At 73.2% G+C, this 18,665-nt stretch carries 12 protein-coding genes and 1 pseudogene; 9 read left to right on the plus strand and 4 right to left on the minus strand.

Annotated elements, in window-relative coordinates:
- Nucleotides 1–64: 64 nt before the first annotated feature.
- Nucleotides 65–295 (minus strand): hypothetical protein, encoded by a 231-nt coding sequence (locus J421_RS20485; RefSeq protein ID WP_025413042.1) that lies wholly within the window; start codon nt 293–295, stop codon nt 65–67.
- A 186-nt stretch (nt 296–481) separates the two neighbouring features.
- Nucleotides 482–2,164, minus strand: a complete 1,683-nt coding sequence (locus tag J421_RS20490; RefSeq protein WP_025413043.1) for a serine/threonine-protein kinase — start codon at nt 2,162–2,164, stop codon at nt 482–484.
- A 733-nt stretch (nt 2,165–2,897) separates the two neighbouring features.
- On the opposite strand from J421_RS20490, the pseudogene J421_RS34660 reads away from it, so the two are divergent.
- Nucleotides 2,898–3,377: pseudogene (locus J421_RS34660) on the plus strand (transporter); the annotation flags it as partial.
- Between the two features lie 63 nt (nt 3,378–3,440).
- Here J421_RS34660 and J421_RS20495 read toward each other — a convergent pair.
- On the minus strand, nt 3,441–5,255 hold the full coding sequence (locus tag J421_RS20495) for a GMC oxidoreductase (RefSeq protein WP_025413045.1): 1,815 nt from the start codon (nt 5,253–5,255) through the stop codon (nt 3,441–3,443).
- Between the two features lie 71 nt (nt 5,256–5,326).
- Here J421_RS20495 and J421_RS20500 point away from each other — a divergent pair, with 71 nt between their 5' ends.
- From J421_RS20500 to J421_RS20535, 8 genes are all read left to right on the plus strand, one after another.
- A complete protein-coding gene (locus J421_RS20500; protein ID WP_025413046.1) occupies nt 5,327–6,943 on the plus strand; it encodes a serine/threonine-protein kinase in 1,617 nt (538 codons plus the stop codon).
- Between the two features lie 147 nt (nt 6,944–7,090).
- The gene (locus J421_RS20505) at nt 7,091–9,262 is read left to right on the plus strand and encodes a tetratricopeptide repeat protein (RefSeq protein ID WP_025413047.1); all 2,172 of its coding nucleotides are present in this window, start codon (nt 7,091–7,093) and stop codon (nt 9,260–9,262) included.
- 25 nt (nt 9,263–9,287) lie between these two features.
- Nucleotides 9,288–10,850, plus strand: coding sequence for a serine/threonine-protein kinase (locus J421_RS20510; protein WP_025413048.1), 1,563 nt, complete (start codon nt 9,288–9,290; stop codon nt 10,848–10,850).
- Nucleotides 10,851–10,915: 65 nt separating this feature from the next.
- The gene (locus J421_RS20515) at nt 10,916–11,350 is read left to right on the plus strand and encodes a nuclear transport factor 2 family protein (protein WP_025413049.1); all 435 of its coding nucleotides are present in this window, start codon (nt 10,916–10,918) and stop codon (nt 11,348–11,350) included.
- Nucleotides 11,347–13,188 carry a PQQ-dependent dehydrogenase, methanol/ethanol family gene (locus J421_RS20520; RefSeq protein ID WP_201773054.1) on the plus strand — a complete coding sequence of 614 codons (1,842 nt, stop codon included), beginning with the start codon at nt 11,347–11,349 and terminating at the stop codon, nt 13,186–13,188. The genes J421_RS20515 and J421_RS20520 overlap by 4 nt, the downstream gene beginning before the upstream one ends.
- Nucleotides 13,189–13,216: 28 nt before the next feature.
- A complete protein-coding gene (locus J421_RS20525; protein ID WP_104022874.1) occupies nt 13,217–14,956 on the plus strand; it encodes an amidohydrolase in 1,740 nt (579 codons plus the stop codon).
- A 190-nt stretch (nt 14,957–15,146) separates the two neighbouring features.
- The gene (locus J421_RS20530) at nt 15,147–15,638 is read left to right on the plus strand and encodes a c-type cytochrome (protein ID WP_148306428.1); all 492 of its coding nucleotides are present in this window, start codon (nt 15,147–15,149) and stop codon (nt 15,636–15,638) included.
- 19 nt (nt 15,639–15,657) lie between these two features.
- Nucleotides 15,658–16,629 carry an NAD(P)-dependent alcohol dehydrogenase gene (locus tag J421_RS20535; protein ID WP_025413053.1) on the plus strand — a complete coding sequence of 324 codons (972 nt, stop codon included), beginning with the start codon at nt 15,658–15,660 and terminating at the stop codon, nt 16,627–16,629.
- A gap of 14 nt (nt 16,630–16,643) precedes the next feature.
- Here the strand turns inward: J421_RS20535 and J421_RS20540 are convergent, their stop codons facing one another.
- Complete coding sequence (locus tag J421_RS20540) at nt 16,644–18,578, minus strand: pyrroloquinoline quinone-dependent dehydrogenase (RefSeq protein WP_025413054.1); 1,935 nt, start codon at nt 18,576–18,578, stop codon at nt 16,644–16,646.
- Nucleotides 18,579–18,665: the final 87 nt, after the last annotated feature.

Raw genomic sequence — 18,665 nt, forward strand, 5'->3', positions numbered from 1 at the left:
ACCGCAGAGCCCCTCGCCGCGTGCGGGTGGCTCTGCGGTCTCCGCGTTCCGTGTGGTGCGGACCTCAGCGCGGCGGGTCGCCGCGTCGGAAGTCGCGTGGGAAGTCGTGTGGGAACGATGCGCCGCGGCTCGAGGCCGTCACCTCGGCGCGCTCGTCGCCGGGCTCCTCGAACTCGTCGCCACCGCAATAGCAGCGCGGGACCGCGTCGCCGCCGCGGAGGGTGATGCCGTGGCCGCATCGTCGGCAGTGGATCGCGCCATCTCCTGACGTCCGGTCGCCGAATCGCAGGGTCATTCGTCGGGTCTCAGGGTGGATGCTCGCGGCCGGCAGGAGGCCGGGCGTAGCGTCCGTGCAACATTGGAGCCTAACGATCTCCCCCACAGTGAAAGCCGGCGCGCGTTCGCACGGTGACCACGGTCACACGCGGGGCGCCCGTGCGCTCGTGAGCGCGCTCGTGAGCGCGCCGCCGTACCGAACGGCTCAGCGCACCGAGAGCAGCCGCCAGCGCGTGCCGTCGTAGCGCAGCGACGCCCGGAAGCTCACGGGCTGGCGCTCGGCCTTGCCGCCGCTCGTCATGAACTCGTACGTGCCGGCGACGCGCGCGTCCGCCATCGCGCCGGTCACGTCGAGGCCGGCGATCGCGAGCGACACCTTCATCGAGCGCGCCGCGTCGAAGAACTGCGCGAAGCTGCGCTCCTGCGGCGCGGTGAGCCCCGGATACGCCTCGCGCAGCGCGGCGAGATCGCGCGACTCGATGGCCCGGGCGTACGCAGCGATCGCGTCGGGGATGCGCGCGGGATCCGCGGCCGGTCGCGCGGGCGACGCCGGCGGCGCGGCGGTGACGGGCGCGCTCGAAGCCGCGACCGGCGCGACGGTTGCTGCGACGGCCTGCGCGACCCCCGGCGCGACGACGGTGGGCGCCGGCGGCGGTGCCGGGACGTCGGCCCTCGCGTTAGGCGTCGGCGCCGGCGCCGCGTCGGGCGGTGCCGCCGATGCGCTGCTGGGCGCGGGCGGCGGCGCCGGGCGCGCAGTCCGCGCCGCGACGACCGGCGGCGGCGCACTCGGCGCACTCGGCGCGCTCGGCGCGCTGGGCCCCACGACGGCTCGCGTCACCGTGTGCGTGGAATCGGCGACGACGGCGCTCGCCGTCGGCGCGGTCGGCGCCGAGGCGCGCGCGGCTGCCGCACGCGACGACAGCCCCCACGCGATCGCCGCGGCCGCGGCGGCGCCTAACACGCCGCCGATCCACGGCAGGGCACGACGCGCCGAGCGGCCGCGCGTCGGCTTGGCGGCGACGGACGGCACGCGCAGCGACAGCGTGCCCGGGAATCCGCCGCCGCTCAGCGCTGCGCGCTCCGCGGTGACGTCGGCGGCCATCTCCAGCGCGCTTTGATAACGGTCCGACTCCTCCTTCTCGAGCGCGCGGCGCACGATCCGCTCGAGTCCGGGCGGGACGCCCGGCACCATCTCGGCGAGCGGCGTCGGCTCCTCGCTCACGATCTTGTACATCACGCTGTGCAGCGTGGGCCCGCCGAACGGCTTGGAGCCGGCGAGCAGCTCGTAGAGCATCGTGCCCACGGCGAAGATGTCCGACGCCGGCGAGACGCGGCCGCCGGTGACCTGCTCGGGCGCCATGTAGCTCGGGGTGCCCATCTGCGCGCCCGTCCGCGTGATGGTCGACGCGGTGAGATGCGCGACGCCGAAGTCCATGAGCTTCGCGTGCCCGTCGGTCGTGATGCGGATGTTCGCCGGCTTCACGTCGCGGTGCACGATGCCGCGCTTGTGCGCGTAGGCCAGCGCGGTGAGCACGTCGATCACGATCTCGAGCTTCGTCTGCAGCTTCAGCGGCTCGCGGCGCTGCAGCACCGTCTCCAGATCGGTGCCCTCGACGAACTCCATCGCGATGAACAGGTGCCCGTCGGTCTCGCCGAAGTCGTAGACGGTGACGATGTTCGGGTGCGTCAGCGAGCCGCCGAGCTGCGCCTCGCGCAGGAACCGGTCGCGCAGCTCGTCCTGCCGCGCGATCGACTCGCTCATGATCTTCACCGCCACGACGCGGCTCAGCACCGTGTCCTCGGCCCGATAGACGACACCCATCGCCCCCTCGCCCACGAGCTCGAGGATGCGATACTTCCCGATCGGCGAGCGGGTGACGGCGGCCATGAGCCCGAGTGAACGCGCGGTGCGTGTGCGGAGGGCGATTGCGGATGGGATGTCGGGCAATATCCTACCCGGCCCCGGCGTCAGCAATGCGCGGCGCCGGGGTTTGGTTCCCTCCTCTATGAACTACGCGATGTCGCTCCGTTCCCGGACACTGCTGCGTACGCTCGCCGCGCTGCTGCTCGTGCCCCTCGTCGGCACGCCGGCGCCGCTCGCCGCGCAGGGACTGCGCGACCGCATCGCGGAGCTGTTCATCTTCGGCTCGGGCGAGGATCCGCTCTTCCTCGCCGGCTCGGCGGATCCGAGCAACCCGATCACGATCCAGGCGCACGGCACGCACTTCGTGCCGTCCTCCGCGGCGCAGAACGGCTCCATCATCGGCTTCCTCGTCGACGCGATCGGCACCAGCGTCGCGAACACGCCCATCGGCTCGACGAGCGGCGGCGTGACCTTCCGCTTCGAGGGCGGCATCCCCGTGAAGACGTCGACGTCCGCGGGCCCGATCTTCGCCGAGCGCGCGACGACGCTGGGGCGCGGCCGCGTGCTCGCCGGCGCGACCCACAGCGCGTTCCGCTTCACGTCGCTGCGCGGCGTGCCGCTGTCGAACGTGCAGCTCGCGTTCACGCACGAGAACGTGGACTTCGCGGGCTGCGACACGGTGTACCACGACAGCTGCAAGAAGATGGGGGTGCCGGCCCTGGAGAACGACGTCATCGACGTGAACCTCGCGCTCGACATGAAGGTGTCGGTGACGTCGCTCTACGTGACGTACGGCGTCAGCGACCGCCTCGACGTGTCCGCGGTGGTGCCGATCGTGTCGACGTCGATGCACGGCGAGAGCCTCGCGCAGGTGGTGCCGTTCGGCGGGCCGACGGCGGCGCACTTCTTCGCCGGCACGCCGTCCAACCCCGTGCTCACCGCGAGCCGCGCCGTGAGCGGATCGGCCACGGGACTCGGCGACGTCGCGGTGCGCGCGAAGCTGCGGCTCGCGGACTCGCCGCGCGCGAGCCTCGCCGTGCTGGCCGAGTCGCGCTTCGCGACGGGCAGCGCCGACGACCTGCTCGGATCCGGCGCGTTCATGGCGCGCGGCCTCGCGGTCCTCACCGGCCGCGCCGGCGACGTGTCGCCGCACGCGAACCTCGGCTACATGTACCGCGGCGGCGGGCGCCAGAACGACGCGGTGCTCGCCACCGCCGGCTTCGACCAGCGCGTGACCGACCAGGTGACGCTCGCCGCGGACGTCGTGAGCGAGCTGCAGGTCGGGACGTCGCGGCTGCGACTACCCCAGCCGGTCGTCTACGACGCGCCGTTCCGCCGCACCGTGACGCCGACGAGCATCCCCGACGAGCGCGACGACATCGTCAGCGGCTCGTTCGGCTTCAAGGTGATGCCGCGCCGCGACGTGACGCTCGTGCTGAACGCGCTCGTGCCGCTCAACCGCGGCGGCCTCCGCGCCGATCGCATCTTCACCGGCGGCGCCGAAGTCACGTTCTGACGGCGGAACGAGGGACATCAGATATTCGGCGAGCGCCGCGATCGTGAGGCTGGGGTTCACGCCCGGGTTGCCGGGCATGATCGAGCCGTCCACCACGTAGAGCCCCGGGTGACCGTGGACCTGCCCATCGAGCCCGACGACGCCCTCCGACGCGTCGCGGCCGACCGGGCAGCCGCCGAGGATGTGCGCGGTCATCGGGATGCCTAACAGTCCCTCGTTGATCGAGCCCATCGCCACGCCGTTCGTGCGCTCGGCGAACGCGCGCGCCACACGGTGGCCGACGTCGACCTTCACGGGGATCGTCGCTTCCTCGTCGGGACGCGAGACGAGGTCGCGGCGCCACGCGGTGAACACGCTCCGACCGAGCCGGAGCCGGATCCGGTTGTCCTCGGTCTGCATCACGAGGAGGATCGTCGTTCGCTCCGCCCACCCGGGGAGCACGTAGGCGCGCAGCACGTCCATCGGGCGGCGCACGAGATCGACGAGCGTCTTCGCCACGCGCGCGAGCCGGCCGCCGGAGTCGACGAGCGGGCCGGCGAGGAAGCGGAGCGCCGACGATCCGGCCGGGTAGCGCACGGGCTCGATCGTCGTCACCGGATCGGCGTTGAAGATGGAGGTGATCGCGACGCCCTTCGAGTAGTCGACCGTTCGGTCGCGGCTCCCGACGCCGAGCAGCGCCTCGCTGTTCGTGCGCACCAGATCCCCGAGCCGCGGCGAGAGGCGCGGCAGCGATCGCGTCACGTCGCGGCACCGGAGCAGCAGCCGGAGCGTGCCCAACGCCCCGGCCGCGAACACCACGTGCCGCGCGCGCACCACCGTCGCGCGACGCCGCAGCAGCGCCGTGCTGCTCACGTACTCCACGGCGTAGCGCGCGCCGTCGTCCTCGTCCCGACCGAGCGGCCGCACGTCGCGCACGTGGCACTCGGCGCGGACCTCGACGCCGCGCCGCTCGGCGAGCCAGAGGTAGTTCTTGACGAGCGTGTTCTTCGCGTTGTGGCGGCAGCCGACCATGCACGCGCCGCAGTGGATGCAGCCGCGTCGCGGCGGCCCCTCGCCGCCGAAGTACGGGTCGGGCACCTCCTGCCCTTCCCGCCCCGGCTCGCCGAAGTACGCGCCGACGGGCACCGGGCGGAACGTGCCCTCGGTGCCTAACGATCGCGCGATCTCGTGCAGCGCGCCGTCGGCCGGCCCGAGGCGGGGGTTCTCGGCGACGCCGAGCATGCGGCGCGCGGTGGCGAAGTGCGGCGCGAGCAGCGCACGCCAGTCGGCGAGGTGGCGCCACGCCGGCGTGTCGAACGTCGCGTCGTCGGGCGCGGTGAGCACGTTCGCGTAGCCGAGGCTCCCGCCGCCGACGCCCGCGCCGTGCAGCACGAACACGTCGCGGAAGGGGCTGATCTGCAGGATGCCGAAGCAGCGCAGCGCGGGCGCCCAGAGGTAGCGGCGCAGGTTCCAGGTGGTGCGCGCGAAGTCCTCGTCGCGAAAGCGCCGGCCGCGCTCGAGCACGAGCACGCGATACCCCTTCTCGGCGAGCCGCAGCGCCGAGACGCTGCCGCCGAAGCCGGAGCCGACGATCACGTAGTCGTAGGTCGCGTCACGCATGCGCGCAGGTGTCCCGACGCGAGGTCCGATTGCTTGCTGCCCCACGGGCCCGCCCATAAGTTCGCCGTGCCATGCCGAAGATCTGTCCGGTCTGCAACACCGCCTATCCCGACGCGAACGCGTTCTGCCCGGTGGACGGGAGCACGCTGCGCGCGGCCGAGCTGGATGGAGATCTCATCGGCTCCGTGGTCGCCGACCGGTACCTCGTGACCGACCTGCTCGGCGAGGGCGGCATGGGCAAGGTATACCTCGCGCGGCACGTGCGCCTCCCGCAGCAGGCGGCGATCAAGGTGCTGCGCAAGGAGCTGGTGCGCGATCCGTCCGCCGTGTCGCGGTTCAATCGCGAGGCGACGAGCGCGAGCCGCATCGAGGACGACCACGTCGCGCGCGTGTACGACTTCGGCGAGACGAGCGACGGGCTGGTGTACCTCGCGATGGAGTACGTGCCGGGGCGCACGCTCCGCGCGCTCATCCACGAGGAGGGACCGCTGCGCGCGCGCCGTGTCTCGTCGCTCGTGAAGCAGATCGCCGACGGCCTCGACGCCGCGCACCGCCTCGGCATCGTGCACCGCGACCTGAAGCCGGACAACGTGCTCGTCGTCACCGGCGCGAAGGGGCGCGACCGCGTGAAGGTCGTCGACTTCGGCATCGCGAAGGCGTTCGGCACGCAGGACGCCGGGCTCACGAAGACGGGCTTCGTCGTCGGCACGCCGGAGTTCATGAGCCCCGAGCAGCTGCTCGGCGAGTCCGTGGATCCGCGCAGCGACGTGTACGCGCTCGCGCTGCTCGCCTACCAGTGTCTCACGGGTTCGCTGCCGTTCGAGAGCAGCACGCCCGAGCAGATGCTGACGTCGCGCCTCACGAACCCGCCGCGTCCCCTGCTCGACGTGCGCCCGGACGTCACGTGGCCGCCCGCGGTGCAGGCGGTGTTCGACGACGCGCTCGCGCGCGACGTGAGCCGGCGCCCGGAGAGCGCCGGCGAGTTCGCCGAGCGGCTCGAGGGCGCGCTCGCCGAAGCGTGGACGCAGCCGGGCGCGCGCCCGACCGCCTCCGCCCCCGCCGCGCGCCCGGCGACGCCCCGGGCGCCCGCCGCGCCGACGCCGCCGCCCGCTCCGACGCGCAGCAAGCTTCCGATGGTGCTCGGAGCGATCGCCGTGGCGGCGGTCGCGGTGTTCGCGTACCTCGCGACGAGACACGGCGCGCAGGACGAGGCGGTGACGCACGCGCCGCCGGCCACGGCGGTCGACTCGACGAAACCGGCGGCACCGCGCCCCGAGTCGACCGCGGCGGTCGCGCCGCCGGCCGCGCGCGACACGGCCCGGGCGCGCACGCCGCGCGACACGCCGCGCGAGTCGGCGCCGACCGGCGACCGGCGCGAGAGCTCGACCGCGGAGAGCGACCGTCAGTACGCCGCGCGCCTCGTGCTCGACTCGCTGACCAACGTGTTGCACCGGGGCAACAGCGACGCCGCGACGGCGCGTGCGGTGGCGGCGGCGATCCGCGACCTGCTGCCGCGTCTCGCGCGCGACGCGCGGGCGGCGGCGCACATCCGGCTCGTGGAGGCGAGCGCGCTCGCCGGCGACCTGGCGGGTGCCTGCGCCGCGCTGCGCGCCGCGCGCGCCGCCGCGGGCACGGCCGCCGAGCGCGCCGAGGTGCGCAAGTACGACGAGCAGCTCGGCTGCGGCTGATCGCGCCGCGCGCGGCGCCGCGTACGGCAGCGCGGGGGACGATTCGGGGCGACGACATCAGTATTGCCGAGCCCCGGCATGCGCCCTAACGTGGACCCGCCGCCGCCCCCCTGCGCGGGCCGCACCTGCACCGCCTCATCCCGTCGTATGTCGCACCTCCGTCTTCGCCGCGGCCTCGCGCTCGCGGCACTGCTGGTCACCGGCGCGCTCGGCGCCGGCGCCGCATACGCGCAGAACCCCGTCACGCAGCCACCGCCCGCGCCGGCGCGGCCGATCGCCGTCAGCGATCTGGTCGAGTTCCTCGGACGCAAGGCGCCGTCGCTGTGGGTCATGACGCAGGTGCGCGCGAACTGCCTCGCCGCCGAGCTCACCGCCGACGACGAGAAGAAGCTCCGCAACGCGGGCGCCGACGACGCCTACATCGGCCAGCTCAAGTCGTCGTGCGTCGCGGCGCCCGCCGCCGCGGCGACGGTCGACTCGGCGGGCGGCATCGTCACGCCGCGCGTGCTGGAGATGCAGCGGAGCTGCGAGCGCGGCACGGTGGCGGCCTGCGACTCCGTCGCCGACCAGTACATCGAGGGGATCTTCGCGCCGAAGAGCCGCGCGAAGGCGGCGGAGTACCTGCTCGTCGCGTGTCGCGCCGGACGCGGACCGTCGTGCTGGCGCGCGGTCGACATCCTCGACGAGAGCCTCAACCCGGGCGACAACACGCAGGCCGCGGCGGTGCTCACGCTGCGCTGCGATCAGGGCGAGCTCGCGGCGTGCCGCCGGCTCGGCGGCTTCTACATGACCGGCCACGGCGTGCCGAAGGACGGCGAGCGCGCGGTCGCGCTGTACCGCCGCGCCTGCGACGCGGGCGAGGCGCCGGCGTGCGTCGATGCGGCGACGATGCTGCTCGGCGGCAAGGGTGTGCCGGTCGACAGCGCGCAGGGGCTCGCGTACACGGCGAAGGCGTGCGAGAGCGGCCCCGCCGCGCTCGCGACGGCGCACTGCGCGGCGGCCGGCGCGGCGTTCGCGAACGGCGTCGGCGTGTCGGCCGACGCGGCGCACGCGGTGATCCTCTACGAGCGCGGGTGCGACGCCGGCGACGCGCGGTCGTGCGGCGAGCTCGCGTCGCTCATCGCGGCCGGACGCGCGCCGGCGCGCAACATGACCCAGGCCGCCGCGCTCTACGACAAGGGCTGCACCGGCGGCCGCGCGGGCGACTGCGCCACGCTCGCCGCGCTGCTCGCCGAGGGGAAGGCGGTGCCGCAGAACGTCGCCCGCGCGGCGACGCTGTGGGAGGGCGCGTGCAAGAACGGCGTCGTCCCCGCGTGCTCGCTCGCCGCCAACGCGTACGCGACCGGCGGGGGCGTGTCGAAGGAGCTCGCGGGCGCCGTGCCGAAGGACCTCGCGCGCGCCGCGACGCTGTACCGCACGGCGTGCGACGCGCGCACCGCGTCGGCGTGCCTCGCGCTCGGCCGCATGGCGCTGCGCGGCGAGGGGATCGCGCGGGCGCCCGACGCGGCGTTCGGCTTTCTCGACCACGCGTGCACGGGCGGCGAGGCGACCGCCTGCGGCGAGCAGGGGCTGCTCGCCGCCACCGGCACCGGCACGGCGAAGGACCTCTCGCGCGCGGCCACGCTGTTCGGCCGCGCGTGCGAGGGCGGCGCGGTCGCGTACTGCGTGGAGCTGGGCCAGCTCCTCGCCGTCGACTCGACGTCGTGGGCGCGCGCGGCGACGCTCTACCAGCGGGCGTGCGACGGCAAGGTGCCGCGCGGCTGCAGCCAGCTCGGCGTGGCGCTCGCCACCGGACGCGGCATCGCGCCCGACGCCGTGCGCGCGGCGCGCCTGTTCGCCGGCGCCTGCGACGCGAGCGACGCGCTCGGCTGCGCGCAGCTCGCCCACGCGCTCGCCGACGGCTCCGGCGTGGCGACGGACCTCGGCAAGGCGGTGCTGACGTTCGACAAGGGCTGCTCGTTAGGCAACGGCGACGCGTGCAACGTGCTCGGCGACTACTACTGGCGCGGCAAGCCGGTGCCGAAGGACCGTGCGAAGGCGATCACGCTGTTCGATCAGGGGTGCAAGTCGAACGACGCCGGCGCGTGCTACAGCTACGGCCAGCGTCTCGTGAAGGGCGACAACGTCCCGAAGGACGAGACGAAGGGCGCCGAGATCCTCGGCCGCGGCTGCGACGGCGGGGACGCGCGGGCGTGCGCGCTGCTCGCCGAGCAGGTGAGCGACGGCAAGGGCGTGCCGGCGAACGCGGCGAGGGCACAGCAGCTCGTGCAGCGCGCCTGCTCGCTCGGCTGGGACGACAAGAAGTGCCGCAAGCAGTGACCCGCTGACGCGTGAGCGGCGTGACATGCCGAAGGTCTGTCCGGTGTGCGGCATCACGTACCCGGAGACCGTGGCGTTCTGTCCGGCCGACGGCACCGCGCTGCACGCCGCCGACGTCGATGCGGGTCTGAGCGGCACCACCCTCGCCGATCGGTACGTGGTGACCGATCTCCTCGGCGAGGGTGGGATGGGCACGGTCTATCTCGCGCAGCACGTGCGGCTGCCGCAGCGCGCGGCGATCAAGGTGCTGCGCCGCGAGCTCGTGTCCGACCCGTCGGCCCGCGCGCGGTTCAACCGCGAGGCCGCGAACGCGAGCCGCATCGATCACGACCGCGTCGCGCGCGTCTACGATTTCGGCGAGACGGCCGACGGCCTGGTGTACCTCGCGATGGAGTACGTCGCGGGGCGCACGCTGCGCAGCATCATCGCCGACGGGCCGCTGCCGCCGACGCGCGCCGCGGCGATCGTGACGCAGATCGCGGACGGGCTCGACGCCGCGCACGCGCTGCGGATCATCCACCGCGATCTCAAGCCGGACAACGTGCTCGTCGTCGAGGGCGCGGACGGGCGCGACCGCGTGAAGGTCGTCGACTTCGGGATCGCGAAGGCCGTCGGCGCCGACGAGGGTGGGCTCACGCGCACCGGCTTCGTCGTCGGCACGCCGCAGTTCATGAGCCCCGAGCAGCTCCTCGGCGCGCCGGTCGACGTGCCGAGCGACGTGTACGCGCTCGCGCTCGTGGCGTTCCAGTGCCTGACCGGCGAGATGGCGTTCGACGCGACGACACCGGAGCGCACGCTCGCCACGCGCCTAACGTCGGCGCCGCGCCGCCTGTCGGAGGCGAAGAGCGACGTGTCGTGGCCGCCCGCGGTGGAGGCGGTGTTCGAGGCCGCGCTGTCGCGCGAGCCCGAGCGACGCCCCGCGTCGGCCGGCGCGTTCGCCCGCGCGCTCGCCGACGCGATCGGCGCGTGGCAGACGACGACGGCGGCCGCACCCGCGGCCGCCGCGCGGCCGACGCGACGGCGTGGTCGGCTCGTCGGCGCGGCGGTCGGCGCGCTCGTCCTCGTCGGCGCGGGCGCGCTGATCGTGAACGCACGCGGGCCCGCCGGCCGCCCGCCACGCGCGCAGCTCCCACCCGCGCCGATCGCGCCCACCCGGCCGCCCGCCGCCGTGCGCCGCGACACGACCGCGCCGACGACGAGCGTGACGCATCGCCCGGCATCGCGCGACACCGCTGCACCCAGGCCGTCGGTGTCGCGCGACACGCCGGCCACGAAGCGACGCGCGCCGGTTCTCGATGAGCGCCAGGCCGCACACCGCGCGCTCGACTCGCTGTCGGCTGTGCTGCGCGATCAGCGGCCGCGCGGGGTGGCGGCACGCGCGGTCGCGCGCGCGATCCTGCCGCTGCTGCCACGCCTCTACCCTCCCGCGCGACGCCGCGCGATGTTCCGCCTCATCGACGCGCACGTGCTCGCAGGCGACACGCGGGCCGCCTGCAACTGGCTTCGCCGGGTGCAGACGCTCGCTCAGTCGGCCGAGGAGCGCGCGGAGGTTCGCCGGTATCAGAGCCAGCTGACGTGCGGCGGGTGACGTGCCGCGCGCCGACGTGAGCCCGGCGCGTCGCACAGCGGGTCGCACATCAACCGGAGAGTTCGATGCCGCAGAGCCTCGCCGCCCTGGCACTCACGCTCGCCGCACTCCGTCAGCCGGCCGCGCCCGCGGAGCGCGAGCTGTACCGGCTCGAGGACCGGTTCGCGCAGGCCGTGGTGAAGCGCGACGCGGCGGCGCTCAGGCGGCTGGTGGGGCCGCGATGGGTGTACTCCGACGAGAGCGGCGTGATGGAGCGCGACGCCGGCGTGAAGGCGTTCACGAGCGGCACCGACACGGTCACCTCGGCCGGCAACGACCGCATGCGGGCGATGGTCTACGGCAACACCGCCGTCGTCATCGGCGAGCTGTGGATGCGCGGGCGCGGGCCGCGGGGCGCCTTCACGCACCGCTACCGCTACACCGACACGTGGATGAAGCTCGACGGCCGCTGGCAGTGCGTCGCGTCGCAAGACTACCTCCTGCCGGAGCGTCGCCCGTGATCCGGGCCACTCGGCGCCTAACGGTGTTGGTCACGCTCGCGGCGTGCTCGCGCGGCGGCGGAGACGCCGGCACGAGCGCGGCGGCGCGCGCGACGACGACGGGCCGCGCCACGACCGTCCCAGGGACACGCATCGCGAGCGAGCGGCCGGGGCCCGCCGGCGAGTGGAGCCTGCCGGCCGGGGACTACGCGAGCTCGCGCTACAGCGCGCTCGATCAGATCACCGCGGCGAACGTGAAGGGGCTGCACGCGGCGTGGGCGTTCTCCACCGGCGTGCTGCGCGGGCACGAGGGGAACCCGCTCGTCGTCGGCAACACGATGTACGTCATCACCCCGTACCCGAACGTCGCGTACGCGCTCGACCTGGCGCAGCCCGGCCAGCCGCTGAAGTGGAAGGTGCGCCCCGACAACGCGCAGGCGGCGGTCGGCGTGGCGTGCTGCGACGTCGTGAACCGCGGCGCGTCGTACGCCGACGGCAAGATCTTCTACAACCTGCTCGACGGCCACACCGTCGCGGTCGACGTCGCGACGGGCAAGCTGCTGTGGTCCACGCGCATGGCCGACGTCGGACGCGGCGAGACGATGACCATGGCGCCGCTCGCGGTGAAGGGCAAAGTCCTCGTCGGCTCGAGCGGCGGCGAGATGGGCGTGCGCGGCTGGATCGCGGCGATCGACGCGGCGAGCGGCAAGGAGGTCTGGCGCGCGTACAACGTCGGCCCCGACGCCGACATGAAGGTCGGCGCGCGCTTCAAGCCGTTCTACGCGCGGGACCGCGGCCCGAACCAGGGGGTGTCGAGCTGGCCCGGCGAGTCGTGGAAGCAGGGCGGCGCCGCGGTCTGGGGCTGGCTGTCGTACGACCCGGAGCTCAACCTCGTCTACCACGGCACGTCGAACCCCGGACCGTGGAACGGACCGCAGCGCCCGGGCGACAACAAGTGGGCGACGTCGATCATCGCGCGCGACGCGGACACCGGCGAGATGGTGTGGGCGTTCCAGCCCACGCCGCACGACCTGTGGGACTACGACGCGGTGAACGAGAACATCCTCGTCGACCTGCCGGTAGGCGGCCGCACGCGCAAGGCGCTCGTCCACTTCGACCGCAACGGCTACGCGTACACGATCGACCGCACCACGGGCGAGGTGCTGCTCGCGAAGGCGTACGTGGAGATGAACTGGTCGACCGGCGTGGACCTCGCGAGCGGCCGCCCGGTGCTGAACCCCGACAAGGTCACGGGCGCCGGGAAGAAGGTGACCAACATCTGCCCGAGCCTCGAGGGCGGAAAGAACCAGCAGCCGGCGGCGTTCTCGCCGCGCACGGGGCTGTTCTACGTGCCGACGAACAACCTGTGCATGGACTTCGAGGCGCGCGAGGTGAGCTACATCGCGGGGACGCCGTACATCGGGGCGTCGGCGCCGGAGTACGCGGGGCCCGGCGGCCACCGCGGCGAGTTCATGGCGTGGGACGCGACGACGGGCACGAAGAAGTGGGGCATCAAGGAGCCGTATCCGGTGTGGGGCGGCGCGCTCGTCACACAGGGCGACGTCGTGTTCTACGGCACGCTCGACGGATGGCTCAAGGCCGCCGACGCGCGCGACGGCCGCGTGCTGTGGCAGTTCAAGGTCGGCTCGGGCGTCGTCGGCAACCCGATGACGTACCTCGGGCCCGACGGCAAGCAATACATCGCCGTCTACGCGGGCATCGGCGGCGACATGGGGCTGCTCATCGCGGGCGACGTCGCGGCCAACCTGCCCTACGACGTGCGCGAGCGCGGCACCACCCTGCCCGACCTGTCGCGGTGGACGTCGTGGGGCGGGATGCTGTTCGTGTTCTCGTTGTGAGATGCATCATCTCCATCGCGTTGCCATCATGTCCAAGCATGTGAAGTATGCGTTCGTGCTGTCGGCGTGCCTCGCCGCTCCCGCCCGTGCCCAGGCTCCCCGCGCCGACCTCGTGCTGGTCCACGGCACCGTCGTCACCGTCGACTCCCAGCGGCCGAACGCGCAGGCGGTGGCGGTGCGCGGCGACCGGATCCTCGCGGTCGGCAGCGACGCGGAGATCCGGAAGCTCGCCGGGCCCGACACCCGCACGATCGACCTCAAGGGCCGGCTGCTCATGCCCGGCTTCATCGAGGGACACGGGCACTTCACGGGGCTCGGCAACGCGAAGCTGGTCCTCGACCTCACGAAGGCGCGCACGTGGGACGACATCGTCGTGCAGGTGGGCGAGGCGGTGAGGAAGGCGCGGCCGGGAGAGCTGATCCAGGGGCGCGGCTGGCACCAGGACAAGTGGGCGTCGCCGCCGGTGCCTAACGTGGAAGGCGTGCCGTTGCACGCGTCGCTCGACCGCGTGAGCCCCGACAATCCGGTCGTGCTCGGCCACGCCAGCGGGCACGCGTCGTTCGTGAACGGCGCCATGCTGCGCCTGGCCGAGATCGGACGCGACACACCGAACCCCGACGGCGGCGAGATCGTGCGCGATGCGACCGGCGAGCCCACCGGGCTGCTGAAGGAGACCGCGCAGCGCCTCACCGCGCGCGGCACGGCGAAGCTGCCGCAGCCGACGGCCGAGCAGGAGGAGGCACGATTCCGGCAGGTCGTCGCGCTGGCCGGCGCCGACGCGCTGTCGAAGGGCGTCACGACGTTCCACGACGCCGGCTCGAGCTTCCGCACGATCGACGGGTTCAAGCGCCTCGCCGACGAGGGAAAGCTTCCGCTGCGGCTCTACGTCATGGTGCGCTTCGAGACCGACTCGGCGATGGACGCGAAGCTGGATTCGTACCGCATGATCGGCTACGGCGGCGGCATGCTCACGGTGCGTTCCGTGAAGCAGCAGCTCGACGGCGCGCTCGGCTCGCACGGCGCATGGCTGCTCGCGCCGTACACCGACCTGCCGACGAGCAGCGGCCTCACGCTGAAGCCCGTGCCCGACTTCGAGCGCACGGCGCGGGTCGCGATCAGGCACGGCTTCCAGGTGAACACGCACGCCATCGGCGACCGCGCGAATCGCGAGGTGCTCGATGCCTACGAGCGCGTCTTCCGCGACAACCCCGACAAGCGCGACCTGCGCTGGCGCGACGAGCACGCGCAGCACATCGATCCGTCGGACGTGCCGCGGTTCAAGCAGCTCGGCGTCATCGCGAGCATGCAGGGCGTGCACACGATCTCCGACGGACCGTGGGTCGCCAAGCGGCTCGGCGAGGAGCGCGCGCGGCGCACGTCATATCTCTGGCGCTCGCTCATCGACGCCGGCGCGGTGGTGACGAACGGCACCGACACGCCGGTCGAGGACGTCGACCCGATCGTGAGCTTCTACGGCTCGGTGTCGCGGAAGACGAAGGAGGGCACCGTGTTCCTGCCGGAGCAGCGCGTCACGCGCGCGGAGGCGCTCGCCGCGTACACGATCAACAACGCGTACGCCGCGTTCGAGGAGAGGGAGAAGGGCTCCATCACGCCGGGGAAGCTGGCGGACCTCGTGGTGCTGTCGAAGAACATCATGACCGTCGCCGAGGACGAGATCCCGACGGCGCGCGTGGACCTCACGATCCTTGGCGGCAAGGTGAAGTACGAGCGCGGCGTCTCGAAGGAGCGCGTCGCGATGCGGCCGTGACTCCACGTACGTCTTTTGGAAGGACTGAAGGAGGACTGAAGAAGGACCGACAACTCTGTTGGTGTTGTCCTTCTTCAGTCCCTCTTCAGTCCTCCTTCAGTCCAACGAACACTCGTACGTGGAGCCAAGACGGGAGCACCACCGGTGAGTGGCGCGGGTCGTGCACGACCGCTCGAGCCAGGAGACCTCCATGCGACCTCATTCCCTCGTCGTCGGCTCGGCGCTCGCGGTGGGCGTGGCGGTCGTGGCGCAGGAGCCGCCCGCACGGCCGCCATCGCCGCAACCAAGCGCGTTCGTCTCGCACGCGGAGCACATCCAGCCCGGCGCGGTGAAGCCGTTCGTCGGCGCCGCGCTGCGCAACCCGTACGAGGGGAACGCCGCCGCCGCCTCCGACGGCGCGAAGCTGTTCGTCGCGTACAACTGCGTCGACTGCCACGGTGCCGACGGCAGCGGCGCGATGGGGCCGAGCCTCGCCGACGGCCGCTGGCACTTCGGCGGCTCGGCGGCGGAGGTCTACGAGTCGATCTACCAGGGCCGGCCCGACGGGATGCCCGCGTGGGGAAGCCTCATCGCGCCCGACCAGATCTGGCGGCTCGTGACCTACGTGCAGTCGCTCTCCGCCGGCAAGGACGTGACGACGGAGAACTTCACCGGCCGCACCGTGGAGCGCACCGGTCACTGAGCGGAGGGGGCCGCAACCCATGAGAGCGATCGTCGCTCCACGCTATGGCCCGCCCGACGTCCTGCGCTGCGAGGACGTCCCCACGCCCGTCCCCGCCGACGACGAGGTGCTCCTCGCCGTCCGCGCCGCGTCCGTGAACCCGGCCGACCGCATGTTCGAGGCACCGGTCCCGATGCTCCGTCTCATGACGGGCCTCCGGCGACCGAAGGATCCGCGCGTCGGGCACGACGTCGCGGGCGTGGTGGAATCCGTCGGCCGCGCCGTCACCCGGTTCGCGCCGGGCGATGCCGTGTTCGGTGTGTGCCGCGGCGCGCTCGCCGAGTACGCGTGCGCGAAGCAGTCGGCGCTCGCGGACATGCCGCGCGGCGTGTCGTTCGAGGACGCGGCGGCGGCCCCGATCGCCGGCCTGACGGCGCTGCAGGGACTGCGCGATCACGGACGGACGCGGGCCGGCATGGACGTGCTGATCAACGGCGCCGCCGGCGGCGTGGGCACGTTCGCCGTGCAGATCGCGAAGGCGTTAGGCGCCCAGGTCACCGGCGTGTGCAGCACGCGCAACGTGGAGCTGGTGCGGTCGATCGGCGCGGACCGGGTGATCGCCTACTCGCGCGACGACTTCACGCGCGATCCGCAGCGCTACGACGTCCTGCTCGACTGCGTCGGCAACCGTCCGCTGACGGCGTATCGACGGGTGCTGAAGCCGGGCGGGCGGTGCGTGCTCGTCGGAGCGCCGCCGCGGATCGCCGTCATGCTGGCGCGCATCGTGGGCGCGGCTGCGCTCTCACCGCTCTCGAACCGCAAGCTCGGCGCGTTCGTGGCGCGCGTGCGCGCCGCGGATCTGGAAGCGCTGCGCGACCTCATGGCGTCGGGCGCGGTGCGGCCCGTCATCGGCCGGCGCTACGCGATGACCGAAGCGTCCGACGCGTTCCGCGAGCTCGACACGCGGCACGCGCGCGGAAAGCTGGTCGTCACGGTGGCCGGCACGACGTGACCGTACGCATACCGTCAGCGCAGCGCGAACGCGACGAGCTCCGCGTCGCCGCCGCCGCCCGTGGCGACGACGACGTACTGGATGCCGGCCGCGGTGCGGTACGTGACGGGGTTGGCGTAGCCGCGCCCCGCGCGGAGCCTCTGCTGCCAGAGGACGCGCCCATCGCGCGCGCCCAACGCATACAGCACATCGCCGCCGCCGGTGGCGAAGATCAGGCCACCGGCCGTCACGGTGCCGCCGGGCGCGCCGGCGACGCCTAACGGCGGGAGGGCGAGCCCCTTCAGCAGCGGGTGCTCGCGCACGGCCGGCGTGTCGCCAAGCGGCACCTGCCACCGCCGCTCGCCCGTGTCGAGATCGATCGCGGTGAGCGTGCCGTACGGCGGCTTCACGATCGGCAGCGTCTCCGGCGGCAGATGGTCGCCGCGCGCCGAGTCGGGATCCACGGTGAGGCCGATGCCGCTCGCCTGCAGGTCGGCGGTCCAGCGGTAGCCGATCGTGTCGTTCGGCACGCCCTCGCGAATGCGGTAGAGCGCCGGGGCGTTCGTCGCCTTCACGTAGAGCGTGCGCGTCGTCGGGTCATACGCGGCGCTTCCCCACCCCGCGCCGCCGATGGCGCCCGGCATGGTGATGGTGCCCTCGAGCGACGGCGGCGTGAAGATCGGTCCCCCGCGATAGCGGTGGTACAGCTCCAGCGCGCGCCGCTTCAGCTCCGGCGTGAAGTCGATCAGGTCGTCCTCGCCGATCCCCTGCACGGCGAACGGCGCCGGCTTGGTCGGCATCGGCTGCGTCGGCGACGCGCGCTCGCCGGGCACGTCGCTCGGCGGCACGGGTCGCTCGACGATCGGCCACACCGGCTTCCCCGTGACGCGATCGAGGACGTAGACCCAGCCGGTCTTCGACGGCACCGCGACGACGTCGCGCGGGCGCCCGTTCCAGCGGATCGTCGCGAGCACGGGCGGCGCGGGCAGGTCGTAGTCCCACAGGCCGTGGTGCACGATCTGGTAGTGCCACACGCGTCGCCCGGTGCGCGCGTCCAGCGCGACGATCGATTCGGCGAACAGGTCGTCGCCCTTGCGGTCGCCGCCGTACCAGTCGTTCGACGGCGTGCTCACGGGGAGGAACACGAGGCCGCGCGCGACGTCGACGCTCATCGGCGCCCACACGTTCGTGTGGCCCATGTACTTCCAGGACCCGTTCTCCCACGTCGTCCACCCGTACTCGCCGGAGTCGGGAACCGTGTGGAAGCTCCACACGCGGCGCCCGGTGCGCGCGTCGAACGCCTGCACGTCCCCCGGCGGGTCGTCGCGGTAGCGCAGCCGATCGCCCACGCCGTTGCCGACGATGACGAGGTCGCGCCAGACGACGGGCGGCGACGTGTTCGTGTAGTGCAGCGTGTCGACGGCACGGCGCAGCCGCGCCGTGAGACTCACGACGCCGTGGTCGCCGAACGCGGGCACCGGCCTGCCGGTACGCGCGTCGAGCGCGACGAGCTTCCACCGCGCGTTGACGTAGACGCGCCGCTCGCGCCCGTCGCTCCACGTGGCGACGCCGCGATGGACGAATCCCGTGCCGTTCGACGGCTGGCCGGCGCGCCACACCTCCGGATCGTAGCGCCAGAGCTCCCGCCCCGTAGCCGCGTCGAGCGCAGCGACGGCGGCGTACGGCGTGGACACGTACAGCGTGTCGCCGATCGCCACGGGCGAGGCCTGGAAGAGTCCGGGGCGCGCCGGCCTCTGGTTCGGGCCGGCGGGGATCGCGTGCTCGCCCGTCTTCCACGTCCACGCGAGCCGCAGCCGGCTCACGTTGTCGCGATTGACGTCGGCGAGCGGCGAGTAGCGCATGGCGCCCGCGTCACCGCTCGGCGTCGGCCAGTCGACACGCTGGGCCTGGGCCACCGATACGCACGCGTGCAGGGCGAGGAGCAGTCGGATCGCGCGCGGTGTCGTCATTGTCAGGACTCCACGTACGTGTTTTCCAGTGGGACTGAAGAAGGACTGAAGGAGGACTGAAGGAGGACCAACAACACGTTCTTTTGT

It is taken from the genome of Gemmatirosa kalamazoonensis (genome assembly GCF_000522985.1).
Classification (GTDB): Bacteria; Gemmatimonadota; Gemmatimonadetes; order Gemmatimonadales; family Gemmatimonadaceae; genus Gemmatirosa; species Gemmatirosa kalamazoonensis.